The organism is Edwardsiella sp. A.80236, from assembly GCF_044540725.1.
Taxonomy (GTDB): domain Bacteria; phylum Pseudomonadota; class Gammaproteobacteria; order Enterobacterales; family Enterobacteriaceae; genus Edwardsiella; species Edwardsiella tarda.
Genome location: NZ_JBIUCY010000001.1, coordinates 263,425 through 278,372, shown reverse-complemented (window position 1 = coordinate 278,372; position 14,948 = coordinate 263,425). Strand labels below are relative to the sequence as shown.

The window sequence follows — 14,948 nt, the reverse complement described above, 5'->3', positions numbered from 1 at the left end:
TACCGGCCTCAGGTCCGGACGCAACTGAACAATAAGGTAAGCCCATGAACGCTTCAGCCACCGGTACCGCAGGCACCGCAGCAAAGAGCGCTGAAAATAGTATTAAAGCCATACTGGAGCGCGTACGGGCCAATCCCAAAATTCCCTTACTGTTGGCCAGCGCCGTCGCCATTGCCATTGTCGTCGTACTGGCGCTATGGGCGCGCGCGCCCGACTATCGGGTTCTGTACAGCAACATCAGCGATCGCGATGGCGGCGCCATTGTCACGCAACTCAGCCAGATGAACATCCCCTACCGTTTCGCCAACAATGGCACCACGTTGATGGTACCGGCGGACAAGGTGTATGACCTGCGCCTCAAGCTGGCCCAACAGGGGCTACCTAAAGGAGGCGCGGTTGGCTTCGAGCTGCTCGATCAAGAGAAATTCGGCATCAGCCAATTCAGCGAACAGGTCAACTACCAGCGCGCCTTAGAAGGGGAGCTGGCACGGACCATTGAGACGCTCGGCCCGGTGGTCAGCGCCCGCGTGCATTTGGCCCTGCCCAAGCCGTCGCTATTCGTACGCGAACAGAAACAGCCCTCCGCCTCGGTCACGCTGACGCTGGAACCGGGACGCGCCTTAGATGATGGCCAGATCAATGCCATCGTCTATATGGTCTCCAGCAGCGTCGCCGGCCTGCCGCCGGGTAACGTCACCGTCGTCGATCAGTTCGGTCATCTGCTGACCCAGCCCGACGGCACCGGGCGCGATCTGAATGCCGCCCAGCTGAAGTTTACCTCCGAGGTGGAAGGCCGCCTGCAACGCCGTATTGAGACCATCCTGCAGCCGATGCTCGGCAGCGGTAACGTCCATGCCCAGGTCACCGCCCAACTCGACTTCGCCAACCGTGAGCAGACCGATGAGGAGTACAAGCCGAATCAGTTGCCAAACCAGGCGGCGATCCGCAGCCAGCAGATCAGCCAGAGCGATCAGTCCGGTGGCCAGCTAAACGGTGGTGTCCCGGGTGCGCTGTCGAACGAACCGGCGCCACCGGCGACCGGCAACATCGATAAGCCGCGCAATAGCACTGGAACCAACGGGCGGAATCGCAACGAATCGACGCCAAGCCGTAGCAGCACCCTTAGCAATAATGGTCGCCTGGCGAGCCGTAACGAGAATATACGACGCGACGAGACCACGAACTATGAGGTCGATCGGACCATTCGTCATACTCAAGAGCGTGCTGGCGGCATCGAACGCCTGTCCGTCGCCGTGGTGGTCAACTACGCCACCACCCCGCAAGGGAAAGAGGTCGCGCTCTCACAAGAGAAGATGGATCAGATCAATAACCTGGTTCGTGAGGCGATGGGCTTCTCCCAGAATCGTGGGGATACGCTGAGCGTCGTCAACACACCGTTCAACAGCGTAGCCGATAACGGCGGCGAACTGCCCTTCTGGCAGAAACAGGCCTTTATCGATCTGCTGAGCACGTTGGGCCGTTACCTGTTAGTCGCCCTGGTCGCCTGGCTGCTGTGGCGCAAGCTGGTGAAACCGATGCTGACCAAACAGCAGCAAGCCGCCGCCCTGCGCCAGCAAGTCAATACCTCGCCGGTATCCGCGCAGCCGGTCAAGCAACCGAGCAACGAAGAGCTACAACAGCGTCGTAAGCTACAACAGCGTACGACCGCCGAAGCGCAGACCGAACGCGTACGTGAAATGGCAGAGCAGGATCCGCGCGTTGTCGCGCTGGTGATCCGCCAATGGATGAGCACAGAACCACAATGAGCCTGACTGCGACCGAAAAAAGCGCGGTATTATTGATGACCATCGGCGAAGACCGCGCCGCCGAAGTGTTTAAACACCTCTCGACCCGAGAGGTACAACAACTCAGTAGTACCATGGCCGGGATGCGCCAGGTCTCGCATCAGCAACTGAGTGAGGTGTTGAATGAGTTTCAGGATGAGGCCGAGCAGTTCGCCGCCCTGAGCGTCAATGCCGGCGACTACCTGCGTTCGGTGCTGGTCAAGGCACTGGGCGAGGAGCGCGCCGCCAGCTTGCTGGAAGACATCCTGGAATCACGCGATACCGCCAACGGCATCGAAACCCTCAACTTTATGGAGCCGCAGGCGGCCGCCGATATCATCCGCGAGGAACACCCGCAGATTATCGCCACCATCCTGGTGCACCTGAAGCGCGCCCAGGCGGCGGATATCCTGGCGCACTTCGACGAGCGCCAGCGTAACGACGTCATGCTGCGTATCGCCACCTTCGGCGGGGTGCAGCCGACGGCGCTCCAGGAGCTGACCGACGTGCTGAATAACCTGCTCGACGGCCAGAATCTCAAGCGCAGCAAGCTGGGGGGCGTACGTACCGCCGCCGAGATCATCAACCTGATGAAGAGTCAGCAGGAAGAGTCGGTCATCGACGCCATGCGCAGCCACGACGGCGAACTGGCGCAGAAGATCATCGACGAGATGTTCCTGTTCGAGAATCTGGTGGATGTCGACGACCGCAGCATCCAGCGTATCCTGCAGGAAGTGGAGAACGAGTCGCTGCTGATCGCCTTGAAGGGGGCGGACGAGGCCTTGCGCGAGAAGTTTATGCGCAACATGTCTCAGCGTGCCGCCGATATCCTGCGCGACGATCTGGCCACCCGTGGCCCGGTACGCCTGTCGCTGGTCGAGGCCGAGCAGAAGTCCATCCTGCTGATCGTCCGCCGTCTGGCGGAGAGCGGCGAGATCGTCATCGGCGGTGGCGAGGATACCTATGTCTAACTCTCCCTTTCGTAAGCAGGTCCTCGCCAAAGACAGCCCGGAGGCTCGCGATCCGCGTTGGCAACGCTGGGAGATGCGCGACTTCGCCGCGCCGCGTCGTCCGTTACGCGCCCGTAACGAAGCCAATGCGGCCGAGGATGCCAACGCCGCCGCCCAGGCGCAGGCCGCCGCAACCCAGGCTGAGCTGGAGCGTCTGCGCCACGACGCCCAACAGCAGGGGTTACAGATCGGCCTGCAACAAGGCGAGAAACAGGGCTACGACGCCGGTTTTCAGCAGGGACTGGCCGAGGGACGCACCCAGGGCATGCAGCAGGCGCTGGCCGAGCAGCAACCGCTGCTGGACAGCTGGCGCACGCTCTCCGGCGAGTTTCAACGCTCCCTTAACTCCTTGGATGGCGTCATCGCCGCGCGCCTGATGCAGCTGGCGTTGACCGCCGCCAAGCAGATCATCGGCCAGACACCGCTGTGCGATGCCAGCGGTGTCCTGCAACAGATCCAGCAGTTGATCCAGCAGGAGCCGCTGTTCAGCGGTAACCTCCAGCTACGCGTCAACCCCCAGGATCTGCCGCTGGTGCAGCAGCATCTCGGGGTGCAGTTGGAGCAACAGGGCTGGAAGCTGCTGGCCGATACCCAATTGCATCGCGGCGGCTGCAAGATCAGTGCCGAGGGCGGCGAGCTGGACGCCAGCATCGCCACCCGCTGGCAGGAGCTGTGTAAGCTGGCCGCGCCGGAGCTACCGCTATGAGTAGCCGGCTCGACACCTGGCTCGGCGCCTTAGCGACCCTCGAGCGCCGCATCCCTACCCTACCGGAGGCACGACGCTACGGTAAGTTGACCCGCGCCACCGGCCTGGTGCTGGAGGCGACCGGACTCCAGTTGCCGATCGGCGCCACCTGCCGCGTCGAACGCCACGACGGTCAGCAAATCATCGATGTCGAGGCTGAGGTCGTCGGCTTTAATGGTCGCCAACTGTTTCTGATGCCGCTGGAAGAGGTCGACGGCATCGTTCCCGGCGCTCGCGTCTGGGCCCCCGCCGCCGCCCTGCACAGCGGCAAGCAGTTACCCCTCGGCCCGGCCTTGCTCGGGCGGGTACTCGACGGCAGCGCGCGTCCCTTGGATGGATTACCGCCGCCCGACGAGAGCAACCATGGCGGGCTCAGCAGCCAGCCCTTCAACCCGTTACAACGCACACCCATCACCCAGGTCTTGGACGTCGGCGTGCGAGCGATCAACGCCCTGCTGACGGTAGGGCGTGGCCAGCGTATGGGGTTATTCGCCGGCTCCGGGGTCGGTAAGAGTGTGCTGCTGGGCATGATGGCACGCTACACCCAGGCCGACGTGATCGTGGTCGGCTTGATCGGCGAACGTGGTCGAGAGGTGAAAGACTTCATCGAAAATATCCTCGGTGAAGAGGGACGTAAACGCTCGGTGGTGATTGCCGCCCCGGCGGATGTCTCGCCGTTACTGCGCATGCAAGGTGCCGCCTACGCCACGCGTATCGCCGAAGACTTCCGCGATCGCGGCCAGCATGTCCTGCTGATCATGGACTCCCTGACCCGCTACGCCATGGCGCAACGCGAGATCGCCCTGGCGATCGGCGAACCGCCGGCGACCAAGGGTTACCCGCCCTCGGTCTTCGCCAAACTGCCCGCCCTGGTCGAGCGTGCCGGTAACGGTATCAGCGGTGGCGGCTCGATCACCGCCTTCTATACCGTACTGACCGAGGGGGACGACCAACAAGATCCCATCGCCGACTCGGCGCGCGCCATCCTCGATGGTCATGTGGTGCTATCGCGCCGCCTGGCCGAGGCGGGTCACTACCCGGCCATCGACATCGAGGCCTCGATCAGCCGCGCCATGACCTCGCTGATCGATGAAGCGCACTACGCCCGGGTTCGTCGCTTCAAGCAGTTACTCTCCAGCTATCAGCGCAACCGGGATCTGATCAGCGTCGGCGCCTATGCGCGCGGGAGCGATCCCCTACTGGATCAGGCCATCGCGCTCTATCCGCAGCTCGAGGCTTTCCTGCAACAGGGCATTTTTGAACGCAGCGACTACACACAAGCCTGTAACGCGCTACAGGCACTGTTTACTGAGTGATAGCCGCATCCAGGCCGGAGGTTGAGATGTCATCAGCATTAAATACCCTGCGCGAACTGGCGCAACAGGATGTCGATCAGGCGACTCGCGCCCTGGGCCATGCCCGTCAGGCATGCCAGCAGGCTCAGCAACAACTGGAGATGTTGCTGAACTACCAGGATGAGTACCGCCAGCGTCTGAATCGCGGGATGAGCGGCGGTATCGCGGCGGCCAGTTGGTATAACTACCAGCAGTTTATCCTGACGCTGGAGCAGGCCATCGAGCAGCATCGCGGTCAACTGGCCCAATGCCGCACCCGCCTGGAGAGCGCGACACATAGCTGGCAACAGAAACACCAGCGTCTCAACGCCTTCAGCACCTTGCACAAACGCGCCGAGGCGCAGCGCCAGAGCATACTGAACAAACAAGATCAAAAACGGATGGATGAGTACGCTCAGCGTGCCAGCCTGAGGAGAGAAAAATCATGACAACGCCCGTGGCCATCACGCTTACCTCGCTCGGCGCCCAGTCGGATAGCCCGACGGCGACGACGCCAGCCGTCGATGGCTCCCCGTTTGCCGATATCCTGGCGCTGCTCAGCCAACCGGGAGATAAGCAGGCGCTACTCCAAAACCTGCAAGCCTCGCTCGACGGCGACGCCAAAGGCCCCCAATCGGCCTTGCTCGGCCGCCTCTCACAGTTGGATGCACAGCAGCGTCAGACGCTGCTTGAGCAGTTGCGTACCGCGACGCCGGACGGTGTCACCCCCTTGCCCGATGCCCCCCTTGCCCTGCTGCAGACGCCACCCACGGCGACGGACACCCCTCGCTCTCCCGACGTGGACCAGGCCGGTGCACAGCAAGCCATCGCCGCCTTGCTGGCCATGCTGCCGGCGCGCGCTGACGCACCGCGCCCGTTAACGGCAGAGGCGGGCGTGAGCCAACATGATGATCTGGCGCGTCTGCTCACCCCCCGCCAAGGAGCGCATGATGCCTCGCTGAGTCATCTGCTGGAGACGGCGCGCGGCGATGAACATAGCGCGGCACGCGCGAGCGACTTCACCCCGCTGCTGCAAGCCAAGACCTCCCCCACGACGCCGGGGATCAATAGCGTCGACACCGGCAGCACCCTGATCAGCCTGGATGCCCCGAACCGCCGCGCGCTGAGCCATGGGGGGCAGACGCCCACTAGCGCGCAGGCCATCACGCCGACGGCGCTACACCACAGCGTGAACATGACACCGGCCACGCCGTCGGTGAATGCCGCGCCGCTGGCCTCACCCGCCACCGCCAGCGCCCCCCTGCTCAGTGCGCCATTGGGGAGCAATGAGTGGCAACAGGCGCTCGGCCAACAGGTGTTGATGTTTACCCGCAACGGGCAACATCAAGCCGAACTGCGCCTACACCCGCAGGATCTCGGCGCGATACAGATCAGTCTGCGTCTGGACGATAATCAGGCTCAGTTACACATGGCCGCCGCCCATAGCCAAGTCCGAGCCGCCTTGGAGGCGGCCCTGCCTCACCTGCGCACCGCGCTGGCGGAGAGCGGCATCCAACTGGGGCAGAGCAGCATCGGTGGCGAGGCGCAATCCCAATGGAACGGCGGCCAACAGCAGCGCCAAGAGTCGGCGTCCGGTGCCGTCTTCAGCCTGGCCGACAACGCGCCCCCGGCCCCGTTGGATCCGGCGGCGCCCACCGTCGTACGCCGCCATCTGGGTGCCGTCGACATCAGCGTGTAGCGCAACGCGGCCGCGCTAACGGGGCAATCGCTCGATTAGCCCCGTTTTTTCACGTTATTCCTGCCATTGTTCCGACGACGCGGCAGGGATAATAGCGTTAGCGAATTTCCACGCGCCTTGCGCACACAGCTACAGGAATCATCCCCCTTATGTCTGATATGTCACTCCCTAACCGCTCCGGAAAACGGCGCAAATGGGTATTGATCCTGTTGGTGATCTTGGCCGCGCTGGCCGCCGGCGGCGGCTACTTCGGCTGGCACTATTATCAACAAAGCCAATCACACGTTGCCAAACAGGCACCCGCACCGCTTCCCGTCTTCATGGCATTGGATCCGTTTACGGTTAATCTGTTGGGCAATGACGATGATAGCGATCGCGTCCTGTACGTCGGCATCACCTTGCGTCTGCCGAACGAGCTGACGCGCAAGCGTCTAAACGACTACCTGCCCGAAGTTCGCAGCCGTTTACTACTGCTGCTCTCACGCCAACAGGCCTCCGCATTGGCGACCGAGCAGGGCAAGAAGGCATTGATGGACGAGATTAAAGCCACCCTGCGCGCGCCAGTCATCAACGGCCAAGCCGGCCAAGTGGTCAATGATGTCATGTTCACAGCGTTCATCCTGCGGTAACCCTTATGTCCGATAGCATTCTGTCTCAAGCCGAAATAGACGCGCTGCTCAATGGCGACAGCGATGCCGCGCCCAGCGAGCAGCATGCGTCCCTAGAACATCGCGATGGCGAGGTTCGCCCCTATGATCCCACCACGCAACGCCGCGTGGTGCGCGAACGCCTACAGGCGTTAGAGATCGTTAACGAGCGTTTCGCCCGTCAATTCCGTATGGGGCTGTTTAACCTGCTACGCCGCAGCCCCGACATCACCGTCGGTGCGGTACGCATCCAGCCCTATCATGAGTTTGCCCGCAACCTGCCGGTACCGACCAACCTCAACCTGGTCCACCTGAAGCCGCTACGCGGCACGGCATTGATGGTCTTCGAGCCCAGCCTGGTCTTTATGGCGGTGGATAACCTGTTCGGTGGCGATGGCCGTTTCCCGACCAAGGTGGATGGGCGTGAATTTACCCATACCGAACAACGGGTGATCCAGCGCATGCTACGCCTGGCTCTCGATGCCTATCGTGATGCCTGGGGGGCCATCTTCAAGCTGGAGGTCGAATACGTCCGTTCGGAGATCCAGGTGAAGTTTACCAATATCACCACCTCGCCTAACGATATCGTCGTCACCACGCCCTTTACCGTGGAAGTCGGCGCGCTAAGCGGGGAGTTCAACATCTGCATTCCCTTCTCGATGATCGAACCGTTGCGCGAACTGCTGGTCAACCCCCCGCTGGAGAACTCCAAGCAGGAGGATCAGCACTGGCGCGATACGCTCAGCAAGCAGGTGCAGCATTCCGAACTGGAGCTGGTCGCTAACTTTGTCGATATTCCGCTACGTCTCTCCGACGTACTCAAGTTACAGGTTGGCGACGTGCTACCCATCGATCGGCCGGATCGACTGATCGCCAATGTCGACGGTGTACCGGTGTTAACCTGCCAATATGGCTGCTACCACGGCCAATACGCACTACGCGTAGAAAAAATGATTAATCCTATTTTAGATGTGACTTCGCGAGGAAATTCCGATGAGTGACGCCAACAAGCCGTCAGCTGACGCTCAGGATGACGCCGCCGACCTGTGGGCGGAAGCTATGGGAGAACAACAGGCCGCCAGTCAACACAGCGGTGATATCTTCCAGAATCTGGAAGAGGGGGCAACCCTGGGGAGCAGTGCCGGCCAAGATATCGATCTGATCCTCGACATCCCGGTGAAACTGACCGTGGAGCTGGGTCGTACCAAGATGACCATCAAGGAGCTGCTGCGCCTGTCGCAGGGCTCTGTCGTGTCGCTGGACGGGCTGGCGGGCGAACCGCTGGATGTGCTGATCAACGGCTATCTGATCGCCCAAGGGGAAGTGGTGGTCGTCAACGACAAGTTCGGTGTACGTATTACCGACATTATCACCCCCTCCGAGCGCATGCGCCGTCTGAGTCGCTGAGATGTCAACCGCCATCACCGCGCTACCCAGCGCCCCCGCCTTACCGACGGAGAGCGTACTGACCCAAGTGGGCGGTACGCTGGGCGGTATTCTGCTGCTGATCCTGGTACTGGCTTGGCTGGCGAAACGCCTCGGCTTCGTCGCCCGCCCGCGTGGCGAGCGGCTGCTCAACGTGCGCGCCAGTTGTAACCTCGGCCAGCGCGAGCGGCTGGTCGTCGTCGAAGTCGACAACCAATGTCTACTGCTGGGCGTCACCGCCCACACCATTACTCCTCTGCATACCTTCGAGGCACCGCCGACGCCAACCTCGCCTCGCGCAGGCAAGCAGGCGCAGGCCGCCTCGTTCCAGCAGTTATTGCGCCAGGCCGCTCGCCAGCGATTTGGCCGAAACAAAGAGAACTCCTGATGCGGCGTATCCTGCGTTATACCCTGCTGCCGGGGCTACTACTCTGTGCGCCGGCGGCGCTGGCCCAGTTGCCCGGCATCATCAGTCAACCGCTCGCCCACGGTGGGCAAAGCTGGTCACTGCCGGTGCAGACGCTGGTCTTCCTGACCTCACTCAGCTTCCTGCCCGCCGTGTTGCTGTTGATGACCAGCTTCACACGGATCATCATCGTCCTCGGTCTGCTCCGCAACGCGTTGGGTACCCCCTCCGCGCCGCCAAACCAGGTATTGCTGGGGCTGGCACTGTTCCTGACCTTCTTCATCATGTCGCCGGTACTCGACAAGATCTATCAGGATGCCTATCAGCCCTTCAGTGAACAGAAGATCAGCATGGAGACCGCCCTGGAGCGTGGCGCTAAGCCCCTGCGCGCCTTCATGCTGCGCCAGACGCGAGAGACCGATCTAGCCCTGTTTGCTCGCCTGGCGAAACAGCCGCAGATGCAGGGGCCGGAAGATGTCCCGCTGCGCATCCTGCTGCCGGCCTATGTCACCAGCGAGTTGAAGACGGCGTTCCAGATCGGCTTTACCGTCTTCATTCCGTTCCTGATCATCGACCTGGTGGTCGCCAGCGTATTGATGGCGCTGGGGATGATGATGGTCCCGCCAGCCACCATCTCGCTGCCCTTTAAACTGATGCTATTCGTCCTGGTGGATGGCTGGCAACTGCTACTCGGCTCCCTGGCGCAGAGCTTCTACACCTAACCGGAGAATGCCATGACACCCGAATCGGTAATGGCCCTGGGCTATCAGGCGATGAAAGTGGGGCTGGCGCTGGCCACCCCGTTGCTATTGGCGGCATTGATCAGCGGCCTGCTGATCAGCCTGTTACAGGCGGCGACGCAGATCAACGAGATGACGCTATCGTTTATCCCCAAGATCCTCGCCGTCTTCGCCACCCTGGTGGTGGCGGGTCCCTGGATGCTAAGCCTGCTGCTAGACTATATGCGCACCCTCTTCAGCAGCCTGCCGAATCTGATCGGCTAGCCATGATCACCTTCGATCCCGCCCAGCTCACGCTGTTACTCGGGCAGTTTTTCTGGCCCTTCGTGCGTCTACTGGCGCTGTACAGCACCGCACCGCTGCTGGGCGAGAAAGCGATCCCGCGTAAGGTCCGCATCGCCCTGGCGGCGCTGACCGCCTTTCTGATCGCCCCCCAGTTACCGCCGACCACCATCACCCTGGCCAGTGGCGGCGCCCTGTGGCTGGCGATCCAGCAGATCCTCATCGGCTGTGCCATCGGCCTGACCATGCAGCTGGCCTTCGCCGCGGTGCGCCTGGCTGGCGAGGTGATCGGCATGCAAATGGGGCTATCGTTCGCCACCTTCTTCGACCCCTCCGGCGGCCCCAACATGCCGGTGCTGGCGCGACTGCTCAATCTGCTGATGCTGCTACTGTTCTTGTGCTTCAACGGCCATCTGTGGATCATCTCGCTGCTGTCCGACAGCTTCCATACCCTGCCGCTCTCCACGGCACCGCTGGCGGGGAATGGCTTTCTCGCCTTGGCGCAGAGCGGTCACCTGATCTTCCTCAACGGCATGATGTTGGCCTTGCCGCTCATCACCCTGCTGTTAACGCTGAACATGGCGCTGGGGTTGCTCAACCGCATGACGCCTCAGCTCTCCATCTTCGTGGTCGGTTTTCCCCTGACCCTGACCATCGGCATGCTGACCCTCGGGATGTTGATCCCGATGCTGGCCCCCTTTACCGAGCACATGCTGCAAACGCTCTTCGACCGCCTGGCGGTGATCCTCAGCGAGATGCACGCCCCCTAACCTCTCGGCCAATAAATATCCTCCGGCATAGCCGGAGGTTTTTCGGATGCGCCTATAAGGCTCTGTTACCAGCCGCGCCCTAACAGGCGCATACGATCTGACATTTGCATCAGACTTCGTTACTTACGGCCCGTAAACGGGCTACCCGGATAAGGGATCGATAACTGCTCTCCCATTTTATCCTCCACAAGCTGGTGCTTTATGTATTCCTGTATCTTCGCCGTGTTCTTACCCACCGTATCTACGTAGTATCCACGACACCAGAACTCCCTGTTCCTGTATTTAAACTTCATATCCCCAAACTGCTCATACAACATCAGACTGCTTTTCCCTTTCAGATAACCCATAAAGCCAGATACGCTCATTTTGGGCGGGATTTCCACAAGCATATGGATATGATCTGCGCAACATTCCGCTTCCAAGATCCGTACGTTTTTCCACTCACACAGTTTTCTTAAGATGCTGCCTATTGCCCTGCTTTTCTCTCCGTAGAACGCCTGCCTTCGGTATTTTGGCGCAAAAACTATGTGATATTTACAGTTCCATCGGGTGTGCGCTAAGCTCTTCTCGTCCCCCATTGGGACCCCCTTTTGATTTCTTGTTGAACGCTTGCAGTTGCCAGACCGCAAGACGTTTTAACAAATCAAAAGGTGTTTTAATAACTGGCTCAAAGCTGAAAGCTTTCCGGAACCCCCAGCCTAGCTGGGGGTTTTCCATAGACAAAAAAAAGACGCTGACGCGTCTTTTCTCTCGGTAATCGTCGCTGACGGCTTACCAGTTTTCTGGCTCGTCACGCACATAGGGATTGCTACGCCGCTCCTCGCCGATGGTCGACATCGGACCATGACCTGGGATAAACGCCACATCGTCGCCCAGGGTGAACAACCGGGTCCAGATGCTATTGATCAGATCTTGATGGTTACCGCCGGCAAAGTCGCTACGCCCGATGCTGCCACGAAATAGCACATCCCCCACCTGCGCCAGGCGTGCCTGCTCGCAGAAATAGACCACATGGCCCGGCGTATGGCCCGGACAATGCAAGACCGCCAAGCGCTCCTCGCCTACCGTCAGCTCATCGCCCTGTTGCAGCCAGCGGGTCGGCATAAACGGCTGACAGTCGGTAAAGCCAAACATATCGGCCTGCTGCGACAGCTGCTCCAGCCAATATTGATCTTCCTGCTGCGGACCGTAGATCGGCACCGATAGGGTCTGCGCCAGACGCGCCGCCGCGCCAACATGATCGATATGGCCATGGGTCAACAGGATCTGAGTCACCGTCAAGTCACGTGCAGCGATTTCCCGCAAGATTTTGGCGCTCTCGCCGCCGGGATCGACGACCGCCGCCTCTCGTGTCTGCTCGCACCACAGCAGGGTGCAGTTTTGCTGGAAGGCCGTAACCGGAATGATGTGATATTTCATCTTAATTCTCCGCGCATAAAAACGCCGGCTTATAGCCGGCATCGCCGTTATCTGACCCCATCATACGCATCCTCGCGTCGATCACCAACTCCTGACCGGCCCGGTATCGATATGGACGAAGTTACTGCGCGGATAATACCCCACACCGCCGGCTCGCATCTTCAGCGCCGCCTTGCGGATGTTGGCCAACGCGACTCCCTCGATATGGAAGTCCATCGCCTGCCCCTTGGTATGGTAGCTCTGCTTAGCCACCCCACGGCTACGCGCGCGCAGCTCGCGGTTGGTAAGCGGTGAGCGATAGCCGGAGACCAACTGGATCGGCTTCTGATTGCCCAACAACAGTTGCAGGCGAAAGATCTGATCGAACAGGCGCGGATCGATGCGCTTTACCTGATTAGCGCGGTAATCGCGGAAGAAATGGTTGAGACGTGCCAGCTCTTCCGGAATATAGGCTTGGCCATCGAAGAACTCGGCGCGCAACCGCTCACCCGTATTGAGATTATTGAGCACCAGCACACGCGGGCGCGGCGTCGAAAGGGTCGCCTGGGCTACCCCCGGCAGCAGGGCAAATCCTATTGCCGCACCACCGAGCGCCAACCATTTACGGCGTTGAAAGTCTATCGGTTCCATGAGCAAATATTGACCTGGCAAAAAATCGCTGAACGTCACGCCTAATGCGCACAAAGTGGGGCCTGTCCGGCCCCTATCGTTTAATGCCTTGCGCCACGCGCTCCCCCTGATGATGCGGGAGGTGAAAGCGTTTGCGCGGCATCCTATTTGCGCACCTTAACTGCCCCTTCAGACGGCGTCAACCAGCCAGATGGCCGCCGCCGCCGGCCATCACAAAATTTTTGCCCGTTTCACCGCCGTGACTAAGTGCAAAGCGGCGGGATAACCACCTGCTACAGATGGAAAAGCTGACGTGCCTGCGCGGCGCTGCGGCTCCCTTCACGCGCCAGCTGATCATAATTGTAAATATCTGTGCGGAACTGCGGCGCCCCATCGCCATCCACCCACGCGGTCTGATAATAGAGACGCACCGGAATGGGCTGGCGGATCGGAACATATTGGGTATTCCCCGCCTGCAACGCCGCCGCGACGCGCTGATCGCTCCAACCGGCATCAGCCAACAACATATCCGCCAGCGTCGAGGCCTTATTCACCCGGACACAGCCGGAACTGAGGGCGCGGATGTCCTGATTAAACAGCGCATGATTCGGCGTATCGTGCAGATAGATGGCATCCTGGCTCGGCATATTGAACTTGAAGCGTCCCAGCGAGTTGCTCGCCCCCGGCGCCTGACGCACCCGGTAGGGGAAGTTGCGCGCCGAGACACTGTTCCAGTCGATCATATAGGGGTTGATCACCTGCGCGTCGCTGCTCCAACCGGAGAGCAACGTATAACCGTGGCGATCGAAGTAACCGGGATCGCGCATCGCCTTGGGCACGATGTCCTCGCGCACCAGCTTGGTCGGCACATTCCACGGCGGATTGACCACCACGTTATTCAGCTCGCTGTTCATCAGCGGTGTCTTACGGCTCGGCCGCCCCACGATCACCCGCGAGGCCAACACATCCTTACCATCACGGTAGTAGATCAGCGAGTAGTTGGGAATATTGACCATAATGCCGGTCTGCATCGCCGCCGGTAGGATACGCAGGCGCTGGATATTCAGTGCCAGCAGTGCGGCGCGGAGTTGCGGAGTGACATTGAGCCAGGCATAGGTACGCGGGCCGATGACGCCATCCGGCGTTAATCCCTGATCTCGCTGGAAGCGCTTCACCGCCGCCACCAACGCTGGCGTGTAAACCTCCCCCTCGTCCGCCTGATTCGCCGACAACACGCCACTCCGCCGTAAGATCTCACGCAGGATCGGTAACGCGGGGCTACTGTCGCCCGGGCGGATCGTCGGCCCGCTGGGCAGCTTCGGCCAGGGTTGGCTCTCGCCCAGCAAGGTCGCTAAGGCGGCGCGCATCGCCGGGTATTGTGGACTGGAGGGCGCCAACGAACGGATGAACACCGTCAGGGTTCCCTGATGCAAGGCTCGTTGCCAATTGTCGACTAAACCGGTCGGCGGGGTCGCGAGCGTGTAGCGCTTGCCGCCATATAGCCAACTCTCGCCATTGGCTCCCACCCCGGCGACATACTGCAGGTAGCCCAGCAACGCATCGGATAGCAACACGTCGCGCGCCATGCCCTGGATGCGCTCATCCGTCAGCTCATCGGCCCAACGCGCAAACTGGGGTTGCACACCAGCCAGCGCCAGCTCCGCCAACTGCTGTTGAAAGTCACGCCGCGCCTCGTTATCTCGCCACATCGGCTGCATCTGATTGGCGGCATACAGTTGTGCCAACAGCGGGCCATAATGTAGCGTGATCCCGGCGGGCAGCCATGACTGTAGTTCGGCGGCAGGCGTCGACGGGGATAGTGCCTGGGGCGCCTCTCGGGATGCTCCCCCTTCCTCGGCTAATGCACTTCCCCCCCACGGCAACAGCGTCACCGCTAACAACGTTCCGGCCAGACGCCGGTGAAAAGCGAATCTCGCGCTCAGCATGACTTCCTTGCTCCCATCTTGCCAACAGCAATACTGTCAGGCACATACAACCAATTATACAGGATAAACCGCCATTGGGCTGCCCGGCAGGCGTAATACCGCCATCGGCCAAGTCTTGCGGAGTGCAGAGTC

At 60.9% G+C, this 14,948-nt stretch carries 17 protein-coding genes; 13 read left to right on the top strand and 4 right to left on the bottom strand.

Annotated features, from left to right (window positions below; all coding sequences use genetic code 11):
* The first annotated feature begins 44 nt into the window (after positions 1 to 44).
* The 13 genes from fliF to fliR all read left to right on the top strand — a co-directional run bounded on the left by fliF (position 45) and on the right by fliR (position 10,842).
* Positions 45 to 1,766 carry a flagellar basal-body MS-ring/collar protein FliF gene (gene fliF / locus ACEQFP_RS01205; protein WP_035599435.1) on the top strand — a complete coding sequence of 574 codons (1,722 nt, stop codon included), beginning with the start codon at positions 45 to 47 and terminating at the stop codon, positions 1,764 to 1,766.
* Positions 1,763 to 2,755 carry a flagellar motor switch protein FliG gene (fliG, locus tag ACEQFP_RS01200; protein WP_005287405.1) on the top strand — a complete coding sequence of 331 codons (993 nt, stop codon included), beginning with the start codon at positions 1,763 to 1,765 and terminating at the stop codon, positions 2,753 to 2,755. The genes fliF and fliG overlap by 4 nt, the downstream gene beginning before the upstream one ends.
* Positions 2,748 to 3,500, top strand: a complete 753-nt coding sequence (gene fliH / locus ACEQFP_RS01195; RefSeq protein WP_005297024.1) for a flagellar assembly protein FliH — start codon at positions 2,748 to 2,750, stop codon at positions 3,498 to 3,500. Before fliG ends, fliH begins: the two co-directional genes overlap by 8 nt.
* A complete protein-coding gene (gene fliI, locus ACEQFP_RS01190) occupies positions 3,497 to 4,855 on the top strand; it encodes a flagellar protein export ATPase FliI (protein WP_370547355.1) in 1,359 nt (452 codons plus the stop codon). The genes fliH and fliI overlap by 4 nt, the downstream gene beginning before the upstream one ends.
* A gap of 26 nt (positions 4,856 to 4,881) precedes the next feature.
* Positions 4,882 to 5,322 carry a flagellar export protein FliJ gene (fliJ, locus tag ACEQFP_RS01185; RefSeq protein WP_370547354.1) on the top strand — a complete coding sequence of 147 codons (441 nt, stop codon included), beginning with the start codon at positions 4,882 to 4,884 and terminating at the stop codon, positions 5,320 to 5,322.
* Complete coding sequence (locus ACEQFP_RS01180; RefSeq protein WP_396463745.1) at positions 5,319 to 6,572, top strand: flagellar hook-length control protein FliK; 1,254 nt, start codon at positions 5,319 to 5,321, stop codon at positions 6,570 to 6,572. Before fliJ ends, ACEQFP_RS01180 begins: the two co-directional genes overlap by 4 nt.
* 149 nt (positions 6,573 to 6,721) lie before the next feature.
* On the top strand, positions 6,722 to 7,201 hold the full coding sequence (fliL, locus tag ACEQFP_RS01175) for a flagellar basal body-associated protein FliL (RefSeq protein ID WP_005287421.1): 480 nt from the start codon (positions 6,722 to 6,724) through the stop codon (positions 7,199 to 7,201).
* A 5-nt stretch (positions 7,202 to 7,206) separates the two neighbouring features.
* Positions 7,207 to 8,220: a flagellar motor switch protein FliM gene (fliM, locus tag ACEQFP_RS01170; protein WP_005287424.1), complete on the top strand. Its 1,014-nt coding sequence runs from the start codon at positions 7,207 to 7,209 to the stop codon at positions 8,218 to 8,220.
* Complete coding sequence (gene fliN / locus ACEQFP_RS01165; protein ID WP_005287426.1) at positions 8,213 to 8,626, top strand: flagellar motor switch protein FliN; 414 nt, start codon at positions 8,213 to 8,215, stop codon at positions 8,624 to 8,626. Before fliM ends, fliN begins: the two co-directional genes overlap by 8 nt.
* A gap of 1 nt (position 8,627) precedes the next feature.
* A complete protein-coding gene (gene fliO, locus ACEQFP_RS01160) occupies positions 8,628 to 9,032 on the top strand; it encodes a flagellar biosynthetic protein FliO (RefSeq protein ID WP_370547351.1) in 405 nt (134 codons plus the stop codon).
* Positions 9,032 to 9,772, top strand: a complete 741-nt coding sequence (gene fliP, locus ACEQFP_RS01155; protein ID WP_005287433.1) for a flagellar type III secretion system pore protein FliP — start codon at positions 9,032 to 9,034, stop codon at positions 9,770 to 9,772. The genes fliO and fliP overlap by 1 nt, the downstream gene beginning before the upstream one ends.
* Before the next feature lie 12 nt (positions 9,773 to 9,784).
* A complete protein-coding gene (gene fliQ, locus ACEQFP_RS01150) occupies positions 9,785 to 10,054 on the top strand; it encodes a flagellar biosynthesis protein FliQ (protein ID WP_005297013.1) in 270 nt (89 codons plus the stop codon).
* A gap of 2 nt (positions 10,055 to 10,056) precedes the next feature.
* A complete protein-coding gene (gene fliR / locus ACEQFP_RS01145; RefSeq protein WP_035599417.1) occupies positions 10,057 to 10,842 on the top strand; it encodes a flagellar biosynthetic protein FliR in 786 nt (261 codons plus the stop codon).
* 119 nt (positions 10,843 to 10,961) lie between these two features.
* On the opposite strand, the gene tnpA is transcribed toward fliR, so the two are convergent.
* The 4 genes from tnpA to ldtD form a co-directional block, all read right to left on the bottom strand.
* Positions 10,962 to 11,420, bottom strand: coding sequence for an IS200/IS605 family transposase (gene tnpA / locus ACEQFP_RS01140; RefSeq protein WP_370555230.1), 459 nt, complete (start codon positions 11,418 to 11,420; stop codon positions 10,962 to 10,964).
* Positions 11,421 to 11,613: 193 nt separating this feature from the next.
* Positions 11,614 to 12,261, bottom strand: coding sequence for an MBL fold metallo-hydrolase (locus ACEQFP_RS01135; protein ID WP_097364513.1), 648 nt, complete (start codon positions 12,259 to 12,261; stop codon positions 11,614 to 11,616).
* 81 nt (positions 12,262 to 12,342) lie between these two features.
* Positions 12,343 to 12,891 (bottom strand): YcbK family protein, encoded by a 549-nt coding sequence (locus ACEQFP_RS01130; RefSeq protein WP_005287445.1) that lies wholly within the window; start codon positions 12,889 to 12,891, stop codon positions 12,343 to 12,345.
* 272 nt (positions 12,892 to 13,163) lie between these two features.
* Positions 13,164 to 14,816 carry a L,D-transpeptidase gene (gene ldtD / locus ACEQFP_RS01125; protein WP_370547350.1) on the bottom strand — a complete coding sequence of 551 codons (1,653 nt, stop codon included), beginning with the start codon at positions 14,814 to 14,816 and terminating at the stop codon, positions 13,164 to 13,166.
* Between the last annotated feature and the right edge of the window lie 132 nt (positions 14,817 to 14,948).